Genomic DNA, 19,361 nt, shown 5'->3' with positions numbered 1-19,361 from the left:
TCGTTTGCGCCTGAAAAACAAATGGCGGCGAGGCTGGCCCCGCCGCTATCGCATCAGGCCATCTCAGCCGTGGTTTCGAAATCGAAGGTCATCTCACCGTCCTTGATATCGATATGCACCACCCCGCCATGCTCCGCCAGCTCCCCGAACAGGATTTCTTCGGCCAACGGCCGCTTGATCTTGTCCTGGATAAGCCGGGCCATCGGCCGGGCACCCATCTGGGCATCGTAGCCACTGGCAGCCAGCCAGCTGCGCGCGGCATCCGTAACCTCCAGCAGAACCCGCTTGTCTTCCAACTGGGCCTGCAGCTCGGTAAGGAACTTGTCCACCACGCTCTTGATGACTTCGTGGTTGAGGCGACCAAACTGAATGATGGTATCCAGGCGGTTGCGGAACTCCGGTGTGAAGCTCTTCTTGATCACTTCCATGGCGTCCGAGGAATGATCCTGGTGAGTGAAGCCAATGGATGCCCGCGCGGCCGTTTCCGCGCCGGCGTTGGTGGTCATGATAAGGATCACATTGCGGAAGTCCGCCTTGCGGCCGTTGTTATCGGTCAGGGTGCCGTGATCCATTACCTGCAAAAGCAGGTTGAAAACTTCCGGGTGCGCCTTCTCGATCTCGTCAAGCAACAGTACACAGTGAGGCTGCTTGGTGATGGCTTCGGTCAGCAAACCGCCCTGATCGAATCCTACGTACCCTGGAGGGGCACCGATCAGCCGAGACACGGTATGGCGCTCCATGTATTCGGACATGTCGAACCGCACAAGCTCGATACCCAGCGCCTTGGCCAACTGCCGCGCGGCTTCGGTCTTGCCCACGCCGGTAGGCCCTGCGAACAGGAACGAACCTACAGGCTTGTCCGGCGCTTTGAGGCCGGCGCGAGACAACTTGATCGCGGTAGACAGCGAGTCGATGGCCGCATCCTGGCCGAACACCGTGAGCTTGAGGTCGCGCTCCAGGTTACGCAGCAATTCCTTGTCGGAGCTGCTGACGTGCTTCGGGGGAATGCGCGCGATCTTGGCAATGATGTCCTCGACCTGCGCCACTTCGATGCGCTTGACCCGGGCTTCGACCGGCTGCAACCGCTGATAGGCGCCTGCTTCGTCGATCACGTCGATAGCCTTGTCGGGCATGTGACGGTCGTTGATATAGCGCGAAGCCAGCTCAGCCGCTGCACGCAGGGCTTCATCGCTGTACTCGATGCTATGGTGCTGTTCGAAGCGATTTTTCAAACCTCGCAGGATCCCGATAGTGTCTTCCACCGAAGGCTCGGTGACGTCCACCTTCTGGAAACGACGCGCCAGCGCACGGTCTTTCTCGAAGATGCCGCGGAATTCCTGGAACGTGGTAGACCCGATGCAACGGATCTCGCCCGAGGAAAGCAGTGGCTTGAGCAGGTTGGACGCATCCATCACGCCGCCCGACGCCGCGCCTGCACCGATGATGGTGTGGATCTCGTCGATGAACAGGATGGCTTGCGGGCGCTTGCGCAGCTCGCCAAGCAGCGCCTTGAAGCGCTTCTCGAAGTCCCCGCGGTACTTGGTACCGGCCAGCAAGGCGCCAAGGTCCAGCGAGTAGACCACGCTGTTTGCAAGCAGGTCTGGCACCTGGCTGTCGACGATGCGCTTGGCAAGGCCTTCGGCAATGGCGGTTTTACCCACCCCCGCCTCGCCTACCAGCAATGGGTTGTTCTTGCGCCTACGAGCGAGGATCTGAGCCACGCGCTCGACTTCGCTCTCCCGGCCTACCAGCGGATCGATGCGACCCTGCCGCGCAAGGTCGTTCAGGTTGCTTGCATAAGCGTCCAGCGGATTGCCGGATGCAGAGGATTCGCTACCCTCGTCGTCCTGCATTTCCTGCTCCCCTTCCGAATGCTCACCGTGACCCGGCACCTTCGAAATACCATGGGCAATGTAATTGACCACGTCGATGCGGGCGACACTCTGCTGCTTGAGCAGGAAGACAGCCTGGCTTTCTTGTTCGCTGAAAATGGCTACCAGTACATTGGCGCCGGTGACCTCACGCTTGCCCGAACTCTGCACATGAAACACGGCGCGTTGGAGCACGCGCTGGAACCCCAGTGTTGGCTGGGTTTCGCGGTCTTCATCATGAACGGGAATCAACGGAGTGGTGGAGTCAATGAACTCCTGGAGGTCGTGCTTGAGCTTGTCGAGGTTTGCGCCGCATGCCCGTAGCACGGTAGCAGCGGCTTCGTTATCCAATAAGGCCAACAGGAGGTGCTCGACGGTCATGAACTCATGACGCTTAGACCGAGCCTCCTTGAAGGCCAGATTGAGGGTGACTTCGAGCTCGCGGTTTAACATAGCTTCACCTCATAACCCAAGTGGCCGGATTTCAACCGTCCTTCTCGATTTCACAGAGTAGCGGATGCTGGCTTTCCCTGGCGTATTGATTCACCTGCATGGCCTTCGTTTCCGCGATGTCCCTGGTGTACAGCCCGCAGACTGCACGCCCTTCCGTATGTACCGCCAGCATCACCTTTGTCGCCAGCTCGCGATTCAGGTTGAAGAACAGCTCCAGCACCTCTACCACGAAATCCATCGGGGTGTAGTCATCGTTGAACAGCACCACCTTGTACATCGGCGGCGCCTGCAGCGTCGGTTTGGATTCCTGTACTGCCACTCCGGCGGAATCATCTTCCAGAGGGGCGGGGCTGTCGGGACCGAGCCGAGACTGCTTGAAGGTTAGACGAGTATGGTTGGTTGCATGCATTTCGAAGTGTTCATCGTTGAGCGATTGAAGGTTGTGGTGAGACGTTGTCCAGATTGATACTCGGCCGCCGCATGACCTTGACTATCGGCAAAACGGTGTTACAAACAGTAGAACCCACATTGGGGAAGAAAGGTCCGCACAGTCAAATAAATTTTCGGCCGGTGCGCGAACGAGGTGGATGATACTCCAGCAATGGGGTCCTTTGCAGAGGGATATGAGCATGCCAAGCGGTAAAGTCAAGTGGTTCAACAATGCCAAGGGCTACGGGTTCATCATCGAGGACGGGAAATCGGAAGATCTCTTCGCCCATTTCTCGGCTATCGAAATGGAAGGTTACAAAACGCTCAAGGCCGGGCAACCCGTGAAATTCAACATTATCCAAGGTCCTAAAGGCATGCATGCCGTGGGCATTTCACCGGTGACTGAAACAGTTGCCGCTCCTTCTCACGCGTCTTCAGCCTCGCACGCCTGACGCAGCGTCTCACTGATGGCTGGCTGCCTCTCCCCGGGGTGGCCAGTCGCGCAAGCCCTTGCACTGACTCTCGCCCCTACCCCCTGTTTACATCGCCGCGGCCCAGCATCGGGCGAAGCCAGGTGCGCCTTTCCACGGGTTTGATATACTCCGCCGGGTGACCACTGGGTCATGGCGGCGAACCTCCACGCAAGGGGCGCCACCGCACGTATGTGAACCCGTTCGGGCCAGCACCTCGGCCCGGCCGTTTGACGCTCGACTGATGCACCCAACATCACCGCGAGGCCTCTCGACTTTCCGTGCACGCCACCGAAAGCGCCTACCCTGCGTAACGAGATGCTTAGCATGCTCAGCAAAACAGAGAGTTAACCCGACATGCCCACCCGATCCAAGATCATCTACACCTTCACCGACGAAGCCCCTGCCCTCGCCACCTATTCCCTCCTGCCCATCGTGGAGGCGTTTACCCGCACCGCCGACATCGCCGTCGAGACCCGCGACATTTCCTTGGCCGGCCGCATCCTCGCTGCCTTCCCTGAGCGCCTGGGCGACCGCGCCGTGTCCGATGACCTGGCGGAGCTGGGCGCACTGGCTACCGCGCCCGAGGCCAACATCATCAAGCTGCCGAACATCAGTGCTTCGGTACCGCAGCTGAAGGCAGCGATCAAGGAACTGCAAGCCAAGGGCTTCGATGTTCCGGACTACCCGGACGCTGCCGACAGCGACGAAGCCAAGGACATTCGCACCCGCTACGACAAGATCAAGGGCAGCGCCGTGAACCCGGTGTTGCGCGAAGGCAACTCCGACCGCCGCGCCCCGCTGTCGGTCAAGAACTACGCCCGCAAGCACCCCCACAAGATGGGCGCCTGGGCCAGCGACTCCAAGGCGCACGTGGCGCACATGGACGGCGGCGACTTCTACGGCAGCGAAAAGGCAGCCTTGATCGAGGCCGACGGCGCCGTTCGCATCGAACTGGTGGGCAAAGACGGCACTACCACCGTTCTGAAGGAAAAAACCAAGGTCCAGGCCAGTGAGATCATCGACAGTGCAGTGATGAGCCGCAAGGCCCTGCGCGCATTCGTCGCAGCCCAGATCGAAGACGCCAAGGCACAAGGCGTACTGTTCTCCGTGCACCTCAAAGCCACCATGATGAAGGTTTCCGACCCGATCATGTTCGGCCAGTTCGTGGAGGAGTACTACAAGGACGCGTTGGCGAAGCACGACAGCACCCTGGCCGAAGTGGGCTTCAACAGCAACAACGGCATCGGCGACCTGTACGCACGTATCAAATCCTTGCCAGCCGACAAGCAGGCCGAAATCGAAGCGGACGTGCAAGCCGTCTATGCCGCGCGCGCCGCGGTGGCCATGGTGAACTCGGACAAGGGCATCACCAACCTGCACGTGCCGAGCGACGTCATCGTAGACGCCTCGATGCCGGCAATGATCCGTGACTCGGGCAAAATGTGGAACGCCCAAGGCGAGCTGCAGGACGCCAAGGCCGTGATCCCGGACCGTTGCTACGCCACCATCTACCAGGCCGTGATCGAAGACTGCAAGGTGAACGGCGCCTTCGATCCAACCACCATGGGCAGCGTGCCGAACGTTGGCCTGATGGCCCAGAAGGCAGAAGAGTACGGCTCCCATGACAAGACCTTCCAGGTGAAGGCCGATGGCGTGGTCCGCGTATTGGCTGCTGACGGTTCCGTGCTCATGGAGCAGGCCGTTGAAGCCGGCGATATCTTCCGCATGTGCCAGACCAAGGACGCGCCGATCCGCGACTGGGTCAAGCTGGCCGTCAACCGTGCCCGCGCCAGCAGCACGCCTGCCATCTTCTGGCTGGACAGCGCTCGCGCCCACGACGCTGCCCTGATCGAGAAGGTGCAGCGCTACCTGAAAGACCACGACACCAACGGCCTGGACATCCAGATTCTTTCGCCGGTCGAGGCCATGAAGTTGTCCCTGTCACGCATCCGCGAAGGCAAGGACACCATCTCGGTCACCGGTAACGTATTGCGCGACTACCTGACCGACCTGTTCCCGATCATGGAGCTGGGCACCAGCGCCAAGATGCTGTCCATCGTGCCGTTGATGAACGGCGGCGGGCTGTTCGAAACCGGCGCTGGCGGCTCCGCGCCCAAGCACGTTCAGCAGTTCAACGAGGAAGGCTTCCTGCGCTGGGACTCGTTGGGTGAATTCCTGGCCCTGGCTGCCTCGCTCGAGCACCTGGCGACCACCTACGGCAACAGCAAGGCCCAGGTTCTGGCGGATACCCTTGACCAGGCCACCGGCAAGTTCCTGGACACCAACAAGTCGCCATCGCGCAAGGTCGGCGGTATCGACAACCGCGGCAGCCACTACTACCTGGCCACTTACTGGGCACAGGCACTGGCCGAGCAAACCACCGACAGCGACCTGCAGGCGCGCTTCAAGCCGCTGGCCGAAGCGCTGAGCAACAACGAGGCGACTATTGTTGGCGAACTGAATGGCGTGCAGGGCAAACCGGTAGACATCGGCGGTTACTACTTCGCCACGCCGGAGTTGGCCAGCAAGGCCATGCGGCCGAGCGCAACGCTCAATGAGGCTATCGCCTCGCTGAAGTAACCCGCTTCACAAAACCCCAGCCCAGCTGGGGTTTTTTATTTCTTTTGAAACTGGACACTTTATGACTTGGCACCCCCACATTACCGTCGCCACCGTGATCGAAGATGACGGCCGCTTCCTGTTCGTCGAAGAACACAAGGAGGGCCGACTGGTGCTGAACCAGCCCGCGGGGCACTTCGAGCGTGGCGAAACCCTGCGCGAAGCCGCGCTGCGTGAAACCCGTGAAGAAACTGCCTGGGAGGTCGAGCTCACCGGCGTGGTCGGCATCTACCTGTACACCGCCCCCTCCAATGGCGTGACCTATCAGCGCGTGTGCTTTGCCGCACGCCCTGTACGTCGCAAGGATCACCCACTGGACCGCGACATCACGGCCACTCATTGGCTGACCCGTGACGAGCTGGCCGCCGAGCCGAAGAGATGGCGTAGCGACCTGGTCCTGAGATGCCTCGATGACTATCTGGCGGGACCCGTGCACAGCCTTGACGTGGTTCGCGACTAATCCCGGCAGGGGCTTCACTGTCTTTCTCAAAGGCCTATTCGCGAGCTACGCCTACGGCTCCCACAGGGTGCGCTGCTGCAGCCACAACAGCTTTGTTCTATAAGAGCCCAGCCTGTTAGACTGTCGCGTTTTACACCAGAACCTATTCAAGCCCATGCGTGAGCCCGTTTCCCACGATCCCTACAAGGATCCTCGTAATACGCGCGTGATCGTCGGCATGTCCGGCGGCGTCGACTCCTCTGTGTCCGCCCTCCTCCTGTTGCAGCAAGGCTTCCAGGTGGAAGGGCTGTTCATGAAGAACTGGGAGGAAGACGACGGCACCGAATACTGCACGGCCCGCGAAGACCTCGCCGACGCGCAGGCGGTGTGCGACCGAATCGGCATCAAGCTGCACACGGCCAATTTCGCCACCGAATATTGGGACAATGTGTTCGAGCACTTCCTGGAAGAGTACAAGGCCGGCCGTACGCCCAACCCGGACATCCTTTGCAACCGGGAGATCAAGTTCAAGGCGTTCCTGGATTACGCCCTTGGCCTGGGGGCGGACCTGATTGCCACCGGTCATTACGTACGTCGGCGTGACCGCGACGGGATCACCGAACTGCTGAAGGGCCTGGACCCGAACAAGGATCAGAGCTACTTCCTCCACGCTGTTGGCGGCGAGCAGATCGCGCGCACCCTTTTCCCGGTGGGCGAGCTGGAAAAGCCCGAAGTGCGCGCCATCGCCGACCTGCATGGCCTGGCCACAGCCAAGAAAAAGGACTCCACCGGCATCTGCTTCATCGGCGAGCGCCGCTTCAGTGACTTCCTCAAGCAGTACCTCCCCGCACAACCGGGCGAGATCAAGACCACCGACGGCGACGTCATCGGCCGCCATCATGGCCTGATGTATCACACCATCGGGCAGCGCCAGGGGCTGGGCATCGGCGGTTTGCAAGGCGCCGGCGACGAGCCCTGGTACGTACTGGCCAAAGACCTGTCCCGCAACGAGCTGATCGTGGGCCAAGGCAACGATCACCCTTGGTTGTTCGCCGAATCGCTCGAAGCCTCCGAGATCTTCTGGGTAAACCCTATCGACCTGTCGCAGCCACGACGCCTCACCGCCAAAGTGCGCTACCGCCAGGCCGATCAGCCCTGCACGCTCGAACTCACCGCCCGCGGATACCGGGTTACCTTCGACGAGCCTCAGCGGGCCGTGACGCCCGGCCAATCCGTGGTGTTCTACGATGGGGATATCTGCCTGGGTGGCGGCGTGATCGAAGCGGCGCATTGCGCAGCGCAGCAGGAAGCGACCTCATGAGCAAGGTGCATGAGCAGCTCATGGCCCTGGGGAGCGTGTTCCAGGCAGCCGTGCTGGTAGACCGCATAGCCAAGACCGGGCAGGTCAGCGAAGCGGAGCTGGCGGCCATGCTCGGCACGCTGTTGGTGCGCGACCCGAAGACCACCCTGGAGGTGTTCGGTGGCGACGATAAGCAACTGCGCGAGGGGTACCGGGCACTGGCTGCGGCGCTAGAGCGCGACCCCACCAGCCTTCAGCGCGAGCCGCTGCGCTATGCGCTGTCGATGGTGACGCTCGAGCGGCAGCTGGAAAAACGCCCCGCCATGCTGGATGCCATCGGCAAGCGGTTACCGCAGATCCAGGCGCAGGTCGAACACTTCGGGCCAGCTCATGAGAACGTGATCGCTGCCACCGGCGGCCTGTATCAGGACACCCTCAGCACTCTGCGCCAGCGCATTCAGGTGCACGGCGACATGCGTCACCTCCAGCAGCCCAGCAACGCGTCCAAGATTCGCGCGCTGTTGCTGGCCGGTATCCGCTGTGCCCGCCTGTGGCGACAGCTCGGCGGCCACCGTTGGCAGCTGTTGATCAGCCGGCGCAAGCTGTTGCGCGAGCTGTACCCCATGCTGCGGGACGGGTGATATCCCGCCCCCGCACAGCTAGCTGGCCCGATTGGTCAGCGAGCCAGGCGGTTTTTCGTGTATCATACGCGCCCTTTTCGTTGCCCGACTGCCCGAGAACACCCTATGCAGCTTTCTTCGCTCACTGCGGTTTCCCCTGTTGACGGCCGCTACGCCGGCAAAACCGAGGCCCTGCGCCCCATCTTCAGCGAATACGGCCTTATCCGCTTCCGCGCCATGGTCGAAGTGCGCTGGCTGCAGCGGTTGGCCGCTCACCCGCAGGTCGGCGAGGTACCGCCGTTCTCCGAAGGCGCGAACGCCCTGCTCAACGAACTGGCCACCGGCTTCGCGCTCGAGCATGCCGAGCGCGTGAAAGAAATCGAGCGCACCACCAACCACGACGTGAAGGCGATCGAGTACCTGCTCAAGGAGCAGGCCGAGCGGCTGCCAGAGCTCGCCAAGGTCAGCGAATTCATTCACTTCGCCTGCACCAGCGAAGACATCAACAACCTGTCCCATGCGCTGATGCTGCGCGAAGGCCGCGACACCGTGCTGTTGCCGCTGATGCGGCAAATTGCCGAAGCCGTGCGCGAACTGGCTCACCGCTTCGCCGACGTGCCTATGCTGTCCCGCACCCACGGCCAGCCGGCCTCGCCCACCACCCTGGGCAAGGAACTGGCAAACGTGGTGTACCGCCTCGAGCGGCAGATCACCCAGATCGCGGCCGTGCCCCTGCTCGGCAAGATCAACGGCGCGGTGGGCAACTACAACGCCCACCTCTCGGCGTATCCTGATATCGACTGGGAAGCCAACGCCCGCGCCTTCATCGAGGACGAACTGGGCCTGGTGTTCAACCCCTACACCACGCAGATCGAGCCGCATGACTACATTGCGGAGCTGTTCGACGCCATCGCCCGCTTCAACACCATCCTGATCGACTTCGACCGGGACGTGTGGGGCTATATCTCCCTGGGCTACTTCAAGCAGCGCACCGTTGCTGGCGAAATCGGCTCTTCGACCATGCCGCACAAGGTCAACCCGATCGACTTCGAGAACTCCGAAGGCAACCTCGGGATCGCCAACGCCCTCTTCCAGCATCTGGCGAGCAAACTGCCAATCTCCCGCTGGCAGCGTGACCTCACGGATTCCACCGTGCTGCGCAACCTGGGCGTGGGCTTTGCCCATAGCGTGATCGCCTACGAGGCCAGCCTGAAGGGGATCGGCAAGCTGGAAATCAACGCGCAGCGCATCGCCGCGGACCTGGACGCCTGCTGGGAAGTACTGGCCGAGCCCATCCAGACCGTAATGCGCCGCTACAACATCGAAAACCCCTACGAGAAGCTCAAGGAGCTTACCCGGGGCAAGGGTATTACCGTCCAGGCCTTGCAGGAGTTCATCGAGGGCCTGGACATGCCGGCCGCTGCCAAGGCCGAGCTCGCTCGCCTCACGCCAGCGACCTACATCGGCAACGCTGCCGAACAGGCGCGCCGCGTCTGATTGAAACATCGTGCAAGCGCCCGGCCTGGCCGGGCGTTTTTTATTGTGTATATCCATAAATTACAACGAGTTATCAATGTCTTCCGATAAACCTCTTCAACTGCTAGGCGGCCTGACAGCCCAGGAATTTCTTCGCGACTACTGGCAGAAGAAACCGCTGCTGGTGCGCCAGGCCTTCACCGATTTCGAGAACCCGATAAGCCCCGATGAGCTGGCCGGCCTGGCGCTGGAAGAAGAAATCGAGTCCCGCATCGTCCTCGAGCATGGGGATCACCCTTGGGAGCTGCGCCGCGGCCCGTTCGCCGAAGACGCTTTCGCCAACCTCCCCGCCAAGGACTGGACCCTGCTGGTGCAGGCCGTGGATCAATTCGTGCCTGAAGTCAGCGCTCTGCTGGAGCCGTTCCGCTTCCTGCCCACCTGGCGCATCGATGACGTGATGATCAGCTATGCCGCGCCTGGCGGGGGCGTTGGGCCACATTTCGACCACTACGATGTGTTCCTGCTCCAGGGCCTGGGCCAGCGCACCTGGCGCACTGGCCAGGTGTGTGATGCCGACAGCCCGCTGCTGGAGCACGCCGACCTGCGCATCCTCGCCGAGTTCGAGGAGAACGAAAGCTGGACCCTCGAGCCCGGCGACATGCTCTACCTTCCCCCGCGCCTGGCTCATTACGGTACGGCCGTGGATGACTGCATGACGTACAGCATTGGCTTCCGCGCCCCGAGCGCCAGCGAAGTGCTGACCCACTTCACGGATTTCCTGAGCCAGTTCATTCCTGATGACGAGCGCTACAGTGACCCGGACATCAAGCCGGCAGTAGATCCAAGCCAGATCCAGCATGATGCACTCACGCGGCTCAAGGACTTGCTCGCCCGCCACATGAGCGACGACCGCCTGCTGCTCACCTGGTTCGGCCAGTTCATGACCGAACCCCGGTACGCCGAACGCGTGGCCGGTAGCGAGCTCAGCGAGGCCGACTTGCTGGAGGCGTTGGGCCAGGGCGCGGTGCTGGTGCGTAATCCCAGCGCGCGCCTTGCGTGGTCGGAGATGGACAGCGAGTTGATGTTGTTCGCCAGCGGGCAAAGCCGGCTGCTTCCAGGCAACCTTCGCGGCCTGCTGCAACAGGTATGTTCCGCCGACGCGCTGCACGCGGAAAACCTGGCGCCGTGGCTGGGCGAGGACGACGCTGTTACCCTCCTCAGCCAGTTGGTGATGCAGGGCAGCCTGGGGTTCGCCGATGAATGACCTGCGCGTCCGGCTGGCCGATTGGCATCGAGACTATTCGAAGATCCACCACATTCGGGAAAGCGTCTTCGTGGCCGAACAGGCCATGCCGCCCGAGCAGGAGTGGGATTCGGACGACGAAACCGCGATCCACTTCCTTGCTGAGCAGGAAGACTTTGCCATTGGTACCGCGCGCCTGCTGCCGGACGGCTATGTAGGGCGGCTGTCTGTGCTCAAGGACTGGCGCGGCCTGCACGTGGGGGATGCTCTCATGCAAGCAGTGATCGCAGAGGCCAGCGTGCGCGGCATCGGCGAGCTGAAACTCACGGCGCAGGTTCACGCCACCGCGTTCTACCAGCGGTTTGGGTTCGAAGTGGTCAGCGAAGAGTTTCTCGAAGCCGGCTTGCCCCATGTGGATATGCTGCGCCACATAGCCTAGGTCGCGAATATTCAAGCCCCGGCTGGGGCTCCGTCATGGTCCGCCCTGGTTCATACTCAGGGCTCGACCTTGCGGAGTAACCTGCCATGCCGCTGCGCCCTTTGTTTTTCCTTGCCCTGTTGGCCCTCGCCTCGGCCACACAAGCCGCTACCCAGGTGCTGGACCTGCACTACCGCACCAGCGAAGAAGTACTCCCGCTGATTCGAAGCTTTCTTGGCAATCAAGGCAGTGTCAGCGCACTGGGCAATCAATTGGTCGTCAATGCCGAGCCAGGCAAGCTGGATGAGCTGAGTGCGCTGATGGAGCGCATCGATGCGCCAGCGCGCCGCCTGCTGATCAGCGTGGATACCAGTGACAGTAACCACAGCTCGGGCGGCGGCGCTGGCAATGGCCGGGTGATCCGCTACGGCACGGCCAACCGCACCGGCGGCCTTCAGCAAGTGCAGGCCAGCGAAGGCACCCCTGCGCTGATCCAGGTAGGCCAGAGCGTACCGCTTACCACCGCGCAAACCGATGGATATGGGCGTCTTGAAACCCAGACCGAATATCGCAACGTGACCCAGGGTTTTTACGTGACGGCCAGCGTAACCGGCGACACCGTGCACTTGGCGATCAGCGCCAATAACGACCGAATGAGCCAGGAGCGCCCGGATGTGGTGAACGTGCAGAGCACCGACACCCGCGTAAGCGGACCGCTTGGCCAATGGATAACCGTGGCTGGGATCAATGGGCAAAGCCAGGCCGAGCGCAACGGCGGTACCCGGTATTACAGCACCCAGGGCCACGATGACATGACCCTGCGCGTGCGGGTCGATGCCCTGCCCTGAAGTACCGACTCCAGGGCCTTTTCGTGACCCTCCAGTCGTATCCTCAAGAAAATGTAGTGCCTTTAAAAAAACACTACAAAACGTTTGACGATGCATTTCGCCGAAGGCATGATGGCCTCGCTCCCGCTAATCAGGGGCCTTGAACCAAGGCCTCCGGCGCGTGCCTTCACCATCCCGAAGGCCGTTCCTGTGTCAGCACGGCCCATAAGGCGGTCCGACGGGGTTGCGACTGGAACGAAGTTGTCCCGAGGGACGGAAGCGCTGATGGCACCCATGCCAGTTTCGCGCGATCTGGAGTGGCCTGAGCCCCACACTACACGCAGCTCAGTTCGCCCTGGTTCGTCGAACCGCCCGTTCGCCCCTCGCAAACTTCCCGTCGCACCCCACGGCCCCTGCCGCTGCCCTGATTGGCGTATCACCTGCGGGTGGAGCTGACACCCTTACGAGACCTATGCGACGAGGTTCACCCCATGGCACTGACACGCGAACAACAAATAGCGGCCCTTGAGAAAGACTGGGCGGAAAACCCACGCTGGAAAGGGGTAACCCGCACTTATACCGCCGCCGATGTCGTCCGCCTGCGTGGCTCGGTCCAACCCGAGCACACCTTGGCCAAACTGGGCGCAGAGAAGCTCTGGAAGCTGGTGACCCAGGGCGCACACCCGTCCTTCCGACCGGAAAAAGATTTCGTCAACTGCATGGGTGCTCTCACGGGTGGCCAGGCGGTGCAGCAGGTAAAAGCCGGTATCCAGGCGATCTACCTGTCGGGCTGGCAAGTTGCTGCCGACAACAACAGCGCCGAGTCCATGTACCCCGACCAGTCGTTGTACCCGGTCGACTCTGTGCCTACCGTGGTCAAACGCATCAACAACTCGTTCCGCCGCGCCGATCAGATCCAATGGAAAGCCGGCAAGAACCCGGGCGACGACGGCTACATCGACTACTTCGCGCCCATCGTTGCCGATGCCGAGGCCGGTTTCGGCGGCGTGTTGAATGCCTATGAGCTGATGAAGAACATGATCGAGGCAGGCGCGGCTGGCGTTCACTTCGAAGACCAGCTCGCTTCGGTGAAAAAATGTGGCCATATGGGTGGCAAGGTACTGGTGCCTACCCAGGAAGCCGTGCAAAAGCTGGTAGCAGCGCGCCTGGCGGCCGACGTGGCCGGTGTGCCTACCATTATTCTGGCCCGCACCGATGCCAACGCGGCAGACCTGCTGACCTCGGACTGCGACCCGTATGACCAGCCGTTCGTGACCGGCACCCGCACCCCGGAAGGCTTCTACAAGGTGCGCGCCGGTCTGGACCAGGCCATCGCTCGCGGCCTTGCCTACGCACCGTATGCCGACCTGATCTGGTGTGAAACCGCCAAACCAGACCTGGACGAAGCCCGTCGCTTCGCCGAAGCGATCAAGAAGGAATACCCCGACCAGTTGCTATCGTACAACTGCTCGCCTTCCTTCAACTGGAAGAAGAACCTGGACGACGCGACCATTGCGAAATTCCAGCGCGAGCTGTCCGCCATGGGTTACAAGCACCAGTTCATCACCTTGGCTGGCATTCACAACATGTGGCACGGCATGTTCCAGCTGGCCCATGACTACGCCCGTAACGACATGACCGCCTATGTGAAGCTGCAGGAGCAGGAATTCGCCGATGCTGCCAAGGGCTACACGTTCGTGGCGCACCAGCAGGAAGTGGGTACCGGCTACTTCGACGACATGACCACCGTGATCCAGGGCGGGGCGTCCTCAGTGACCGCCCTCACCGGCTCCACAGAGGAAGAACAGTTCCACTGACAGCACGTGTGATACAGAGGCCGCCTTCGGGCGGCTTTTTTATTGTTCGCGACCTGCGCCAGATGGCAGCCCTATTGGCGCAGCCATGACCTGCATCAATACCCCCAAATGAAAACGGCATAAACTGAAACCGGGACTATAGTGACTTCAGCACGTTCAAACAGCAGTAGAAGTGCAGTAGTTGCGACTAATTATCATTTACGAAAGTTTATTGCGCAGCGGAGGAAACAGCATTGAACAAAACAGGTCGAATGCCCGGACGGCGGGGCCTGAGCGATCGATAGAAAGCGTTAACTCATTGGATTGGACGAATTAATTTGATGCGGCAAATTTACTTGCTGCGGGTTTGCCCATAAAATCCGCCGATCTTATGGCTGCGACATTTCGTCACTGCTTTACCCTTCTTCGATTCAGAGCCTTATGTCTCTGTTAAGGACTGCCAGCATGACCCCAACAGCAGGACTCATCGCCCACAACTGGGGCTTTGCCATCTTCCTTCTGGGTGTAGCGGGGCTTTGTGCCTTCATGCTTGGCCTTTCCAGCCTGCTCGGCGGCAAGGCCTGGGGCCGAAGCAAGAACGACCCCTTCGAATCCGGCATGTTGCCTGTTGGCAGCGCGCGCCTGCGGTTGTCTGCAAAATTCTATCTGGTCGCGATGCTGTTCGTGATCTTCGATATCGAAGCCCTCTTTTTGTTCGCCTGGTCTGTGTCCGTCCGCGAAAGCGGCTGGGCAGGCTTTGCCGAAGCACTCATTTTCATAGCAATTCTGTTGGCGGGTCTTGTCTACCTTTGGCGAGTGGGGGCTCTCGATTGGGCGCCCGAAGGTCGTCTCAAGCGGCAGGCGAAGCTGAAACAATGAGGCTTTGGCAATGCAATACAACCTTACCAAGATCGACCCGGATGCTCCCCAGGATCCGGAACAGCGCTACCCCTTGGGCAAACAAGGCATCGTCGATGACAAGATGCTCGAGGATCAGGTGCACCGCAGCGTCTTCATGGGCAAGCTCGAAGATGTGCTGAGCGGTGCGGTCAACTGGGGCCGCAAGAACTCCCTGTGGCCCTACAACTTCGGTCTTTCGTGCTGCTATGTGGAGATGACCACGGCGTTTACCGCGCCTCACGACATCGCCCGCTTCGGCGCCGAGGTTATCCGGGCATCGCCGCGTCAGGCGGATTTCATGGTGATTGCCGGCACGCCCTTCATCAAGATGGCACCGATCATCCAGCGCCTGTATGAACAGATGCTGGAACCCAAGTGGGTAATCTCCATGGGCGCCTGCGCCAACTCGGGCGGGATGTATGACATCTATTCCGTAGTACAGGGCGTGGACAAGTTCCTGCCCGTGGACGTGTATGTGCCCGGCTGCCCGCCGCGCCCCGAAGCGTTCCTGCAAGGCTTGATGCTGCTGCAGGAATCCATCGGCAAGGAGCGGCGGCCGCTGTCCTGGGTAGTGGGCGATCAAGGCGTATACCGCGCTGAAATGCCCTCCCAGAAAGACGTGCGCCGCGAACAGCGTATCCAGGTCACCAACCTGCGCAGCCCAGACGAAGTGTGATCCATGGCACGCCCTGCCCCGCTTGCGGGCCGGGCGCGCACCTGGCCTTCATTCTTTACGTTGACCGAAAGCGAAAGCGACCGACACCATGACAACAGCGGACACCGCTCTGTATATCCCGCCCTACAAGGCTGACGACCAGGATGTGGTCGTTGAACTGACCAACCGCTTCGGCGCCGACAGCTTCACCGCCCAATACACCCGTACCGGCATGCCCGTGCTGTGGGTGGCGCGCGCGCAGATCAAGGAAGTACTCGCCTTCCTGCGCGGCGTGCCCAAGCCCTACTCGATGCTGTACGACCTGCACGGCGTGGACGAGCGCCTGCGCACTCAGCGCCGTGGCTTGCCCGACGCAGACTTCACCGTGTTCTACCACCTGCTCTCGATCGAGCGTAACAGCGATGTAATGCTCAAGGTCGCGCTGAGCGAAGGCGATCTGAACCTCCCGAGCGTCACCAGCATCTGGCCCAACGCCAACTGGTACGAGCGTGAAGTGTGGGACATGTTCGGCATTACCTTCGAAGGCCACCCGAACCTGAGCCGCATCATGATGCCGCCGACCTGGGAAGGCCACCCGCTGCGCAAGGACTACCCTGCCCGCGCCACGGAATTCGACCCCTATAGCCTGAGCCTGGCCAAGCAGGCCCATGAAGAAGAAGCTGCTCGCTTCCGCCCCGAGGACTGGGGCATGAAACGCGGCACGGCCAACGAAGACTTCATGTTCCTCAACCTGGGCCCGAACCACCCTTCGGCTCACGGGGCATTCCGCATCATCCTGCAGCTGGACGGTGAAGAGATCGTCGACTGCGTGCCGGACATCGGCTACCACCACCGCGGTGCCGAGAAGATGGGCGAGCGCCAGTCGTGGCACAGCTACATCCCTTACACGGACCGCATCGATTACCTCGGCGGGGTGATGAACAACCTGCCGTACGTGCTGGCCGTGGAAAAACTCGCTGGCATCACCGTGCCGGACCGGGTGAACACCATCCGCATCATGATGGCTGAGTTCTTCCGCATCACCAGCCACCTGCTGTTCCTGGGTACTTATATCCAGGACGTGGGTGCGATGACGCCCGTGTTCTTCACGTTCACCGACCGCCAGCGCGCCTATACCGTGATCGAAGCGATCACCGGCTTCCGCCTGCACCCGGCCTGGTACCGTATCGGCGGCGTGGCGCACGACTTGCCGCGCGGCTGGGAAAAGCTGGTCAAGGACTTCATCGAATGGATGCCCAAGCGCCTGGATGAATACACCAAGGCCGCGCTGCAGAACAGCATCCTGATCGGTCGTACCAAGGGCGTGGCGCAGTACAACACCCGCGAAGCGCTGGAATGGGGCGTTACCGGCCCAAGCCTGCGCGCTACCGGCTGCGATTTCGACCTGCGCAAGGCGCGGCCGTATTCAGGCTACGAGAACTTCGAGTTCGAAGTGCCCCTGGCCCAAAGCGGCGACGCCTACGACCGCTGCCTGGTACGCGTGGAAGAGATGCGCCAGAGCCTCCGGATCATCGAACAGTGCATGCGCAGCATGCCGGCCGGCCCGTACAAGGCGGATCACCCCTTGACCACGCCGCCGCCCAAAGAGCGCACGCTGCAACATATCGAAACCCTGATCACTCACTTCCTGCAGGTTTCGTGGGGCCCGGTGATGCCGGCCAACGAATCCTTCCAGATGATCGAAGCGACCAAGGGCATCAACAGTTATTACCTGACGAGCGACGGCGGCACCATGAGCTACCGTACCCGTATCCGTACCCCCAGCTATCCGCACCTGCAACAGATCCCTTCGGTGATCCGTGGCAGCATGGTCGCCGACCTGATCGCGTACCTGGGCAGTATCGACTTCGTCATGGCCGATGTGGACCGCTAAGCATGAACAGTACGCTTATCCAGACTGACCGTTTCGTCCTCAGCGAAACCGAGCGCTCGGCCATCGAGCACGAGTTGCACCACTACGAAGACCCTCGCGCCGCGTCGATCGAGGCGCTGAAGATCGTCCAGAAGGAACGTGGCTGGGTGCCGGATGGTGCGCTCTACGCCATTGGCGACATCCTCGGCATCCCGGCCAGCGACGTCGAAGGCGTGGCCACCTTCTATAGCCAGATCTTCCGCCAGCCTGTGGGCCGTCACATCATTCGCGTGTGCGACAGCATGGTCTGCTACATCGGCGGGCACGAATCGGTGGTGGCACAGATCCAACAGGAACTGGGCATTGGCCTGGGCCAGACCACGGCCGATGGTCGCTTCACCCTGCTGCCGGTGTGCTGCCTGGGCAACTGTGACAAGGCCCCGGCCCTGATGATCGACGACGACACCTTCGGCGACGTGAAGCCCGATGGTGTAAGCCGTTTGCTGGAGGCCTACGTATGACCCTCACTTCCTACGGCCCGGCCAACCGGATTGCCCGCGCGGCCGAGACCCATCCGCTCACCTGGCGCCTGCGTGACGACGCCGAGCCGGTATGGCTCGACGAATATCAGCGCAAGGACGGCTACACCGCTGCCCGCAAGGCGCTGGCGCAGATGTCCCAGGACGAGATCGTTCAAACCGTGAAGGACTCCGGCCTCAAGGGCCGGGGCGGCGCCGGCTTCCCCACCGGGGTGAAGTGGGGCCTGATGCCCAAGGACGAGTCCATGAACATCCGTTACCTGTTGTGTAACGCCGATGAAATGGAACCCAACACCTGGAAAGATCGGATGCTGATGGAGCAGCAGCCGCACCTGCTGATCGAAGGCATGCTCATCAGCGCCCGCGCGCTCAAGGCGTACCGGGGCTACATCTTCCTGCGTGGCGAATACACCACCGCTGCGCGCCACCTCAACCGCGCGGTGGAAGAAGCCAAGGCCGCCGGCCTGCTGGGCAAGAACATCCTGGGCAGCGGGTTCGACTTCGAGCTGTTCGTGCACACCGGCGCCGGCCGCTACATCTGCGGTGAAGAAACAGCGTTGATCAACTCTCTCGAAGGCCGCCGCGCCAACCCTCGGTCCAAGCCGCCCTTCCCGGCCGCCGTGGGCGTATGGGGCAAGCCGACCTGCGTAAACAACGTCGAAACCCTGTGCAACGTGCCGGCAATCGTTGGCAACGGTATCGACTGGTACAAGGGCCTGGCCCGCGAGGGCAGCGAAGACCACGGCACCAAGCTGATGGGCTTCTCCGGCAAGGTGAAGAACCCAGGCCTCTGGGAACTGCCCTTCGGCGTGACCGCGCGGGAGCTGTTCGAGGACTACGCCGGCGGCATGCGTGACGGCTATACCCTCAAGTGCTGGCAGCCTGGCGGGGCCGGTACCGGTTTCCTGCTGCCCGAGCACCTCGAGGCGCAGATGTACGCTGGCGGTATCGCCAAGGTGGGCACGCGAATGGGTACCGGCCTGGCAATGGCCGTGGACAACACGGTGAACATGGTCTCGCTGCTGCGCAACATGGAAGAGTTCTTCGCGCGTGAGTCCTGTGGTTTCTGCACACCGTGCCGCGATGGCCTTCCCTGGTCGGTCAAGTTGCTGCGCGCACTGGAAAACCGCCAAGGCACCCAGGGGGACATCGACACCCTGCTGGGGCTGGTAGGTTTCCTGGGCCCAGGCAAAACCTTCTGTGCACATGCACCAGGCGCCGTAGAGCCACTGGGCAGCGCGATCAAGTACTTCCGAGAAGAGTTCGAAGCCGGCATCGCCCCCGTGGGAGCGGCGAACCCGGCGCCAGGCTTTGGCCAACCACGGCCGATTCCTGCTGGAGCCTGATTGATCCAAAGGGCGATGGCATGGCCTCGCCCCGGCCTGTGAACGCGATGCGCCAGGCCCAGAACAAGATTTCCATTAGCCACG

17 protein-coding genes are annotated in these 19,361 nt (G+C 61.5%); 15 read left to right on the top strand and 2 right to left on the bottom strand.

Annotation, left to right across the window (positions count from 1 at the left end; all coding sequences use genetic code 11):
- Positions 1-53 precede the first annotated feature (53 nt).
- Together clpA and clpS are read right to left on the bottom strand one after the other, a co-directional pair.
- Positions 54-2,324, bottom strand: coding sequence for an ATP-dependent Clp protease ATP-binding subunit ClpA (clpA, locus tag AC3Z8Y_RS08635; protein WP_490089311.1), 2,271 nt, complete (start codon positions 2,322-2,324; stop codon positions 54-56).
- Between the two features lie 31 nt (positions 2,325-2,355).
- Positions 2,356-2,733 carry an ATP-dependent Clp protease adapter ClpS gene (clpS, locus tag AC3Z8Y_RS08630; protein WP_490089310.1) on the bottom strand — a complete coding sequence of 126 codons (378 nt, stop codon included), beginning with the start codon at positions 2,731-2,733 and terminating at the stop codon, positions 2,356-2,358.
- A 220-nt stretch (positions 2,734-2,953) separates the two neighbouring features.
- Between clpS and cspD the strand changes: the two genes are divergently transcribed.
- From cspD to nuoF, 15 genes are all read left to right on the top strand, one after another.
- Positions 2,954-3,205 (top strand): cold shock domain-containing protein CspD, encoded by a 252-nt coding sequence (gene cspD / locus AC3Z8Y_RS08625; RefSeq protein ID WP_490089309.1) that lies wholly within the window; start codon positions 2,954-2,956, stop codon positions 3,203-3,205.
- A 375-nt stretch (positions 3,206-3,580) separates the two neighbouring features.
- Positions 3,581-5,806 carry an NADP-dependent isocitrate dehydrogenase gene (locus tag AC3Z8Y_RS08620; protein ID WP_490089308.1) on the top strand — a complete coding sequence of 742 codons (2,226 nt, stop codon included), beginning with the start codon at positions 3,581-3,583 and terminating at the stop codon, positions 5,804-5,806.
- A gap of 61 nt (positions 5,807-5,867) precedes the next feature.
- Entirely contained in the window at positions 5,868-6,305 is a 438-nt protein-coding gene (locus tag AC3Z8Y_RS08615) for an NUDIX hydrolase (RefSeq protein WP_490089307.1), read from the top strand.
- Positions 6,306-6,459: 154 nt separating this feature from the next.
- Positions 6,460-7,605 carry a tRNA 2-thiouridine(34) synthase MnmA gene (gene mnmA, locus AC3Z8Y_RS08610; protein WP_490089306.1) on the top strand — a complete coding sequence of 382 codons (1,146 nt, stop codon included), beginning with the start codon at positions 6,460-6,462 and terminating at the stop codon, positions 7,603-7,605.
- Positions 7,602-8,225: a high frequency lysogenization protein HflD gene (gene hflD / locus AC3Z8Y_RS08605; protein ID WP_490089305.1), complete on the top strand. Its 624-nt coding sequence runs from the start codon at positions 7,602-7,604 to the stop codon at positions 8,223-8,225. Before mnmA ends, hflD begins: the two co-directional genes overlap by 4 nt.
- A gap of 105 nt (positions 8,226-8,330) precedes the next feature.
- A complete protein-coding gene (gene purB / locus AC3Z8Y_RS08600) occupies positions 8,331-9,701 on the top strand; it encodes an adenylosuccinate lyase (RefSeq protein WP_490089304.1) in 1,371 nt (456 codons plus the stop codon).
- Between the two features lie 76 nt (positions 9,702-9,777).
- The gene (locus AC3Z8Y_RS08595) at positions 9,778-10,944 is read left to right on the top strand and encodes a ribosomal protein uL16 3-hydroxylase (protein WP_490089303.1); all 1,167 of its coding nucleotides are present in this window, start codon (positions 9,778-9,780) and stop codon (positions 10,942-10,944) included.
- The gene (locus AC3Z8Y_RS08590) at positions 10,937-11,362 is read left to right on the top strand and encodes a GNAT family N-acetyltransferase (protein ID WP_181117794.1); all 426 of its coding nucleotides are present in this window, start codon (positions 10,937-10,939) and stop codon (positions 11,360-11,362) included. Before AC3Z8Y_RS08595 ends, AC3Z8Y_RS08590 begins: the two co-directional genes overlap by 8 nt.
- Before the next feature lie 86 nt (positions 11,363-11,448).
- The gene (locus tag AC3Z8Y_RS08585) at positions 11,449-12,189 is read left to right on the top strand and encodes a secretin N-terminal domain-containing protein (RefSeq protein WP_490089302.1); all 741 of its coding nucleotides are present in this window, start codon (positions 11,449-11,451) and stop codon (positions 12,187-12,189) included.
- 470 nt (positions 12,190-12,659) lie between these two features.
- Entirely contained in the window at positions 12,660-13,985 is a 1,326-nt protein-coding gene (gene aceA, locus AC3Z8Y_RS08580) for an isocitrate lyase (RefSeq protein ID WP_181117792.1), read from the top strand.
- A gap of 444 nt (positions 13,986-14,429) precedes the next feature.
- A complete protein-coding gene (locus AC3Z8Y_RS08575) occupies positions 14,430-14,843 on the top strand; it encodes an NADH-quinone oxidoreductase subunit A (protein ID WP_181123072.1) in 414 nt (137 codons plus the stop codon).
- Between the two features lie 10 nt (positions 14,844-14,853).
- Entirely contained in the window at positions 14,854-15,540 is a 687-nt protein-coding gene (locus AC3Z8Y_RS08570; protein ID WP_181117790.1) for an NADH-quinone oxidoreductase subunit B, read from the top strand.
- Positions 15,541-15,628: 88 nt separating this feature from the next.
- Positions 15,629-17,413 (top strand): NADH-quinone oxidoreductase subunit C/D, encoded by a 1,785-nt coding sequence (gene nuoC / locus AC3Z8Y_RS08565; RefSeq protein ID WP_490089301.1) that lies wholly within the window; start codon positions 15,629-15,631, stop codon positions 17,411-17,413.
- A gap of 2 nt (positions 17,414-17,415) precedes the next feature.
- On the top strand, positions 17,416-17,913 hold the full coding sequence (nuoE, locus tag AC3Z8Y_RS08560) for an NADH-quinone oxidoreductase subunit NuoE (protein WP_181117788.1): 498 nt from the start codon (positions 17,416-17,418) through the stop codon (positions 17,911-17,913).
- Positions 17,910-19,277, top strand: a complete 1,368-nt coding sequence (nuoF, locus tag AC3Z8Y_RS08555; RefSeq protein WP_490089300.1) for an NADH-quinone oxidoreductase subunit NuoF — start codon at positions 17,910-17,912, stop codon at positions 19,275-19,277. Before nuoE ends, nuoF begins: the two co-directional genes overlap by 4 nt.
- The last annotated feature ends 84 nt before the right edge of the window (positions 19,278-19,361 follow it).

It is taken from the genome of Pseudomonas sp. 3MAES_34.3B (genome assembly GCF_058145875.1).
Note: the sequence above shows the minus strand (reverse complement) of the source record. Positions and strands in the feature narration are given on the sequence as shown.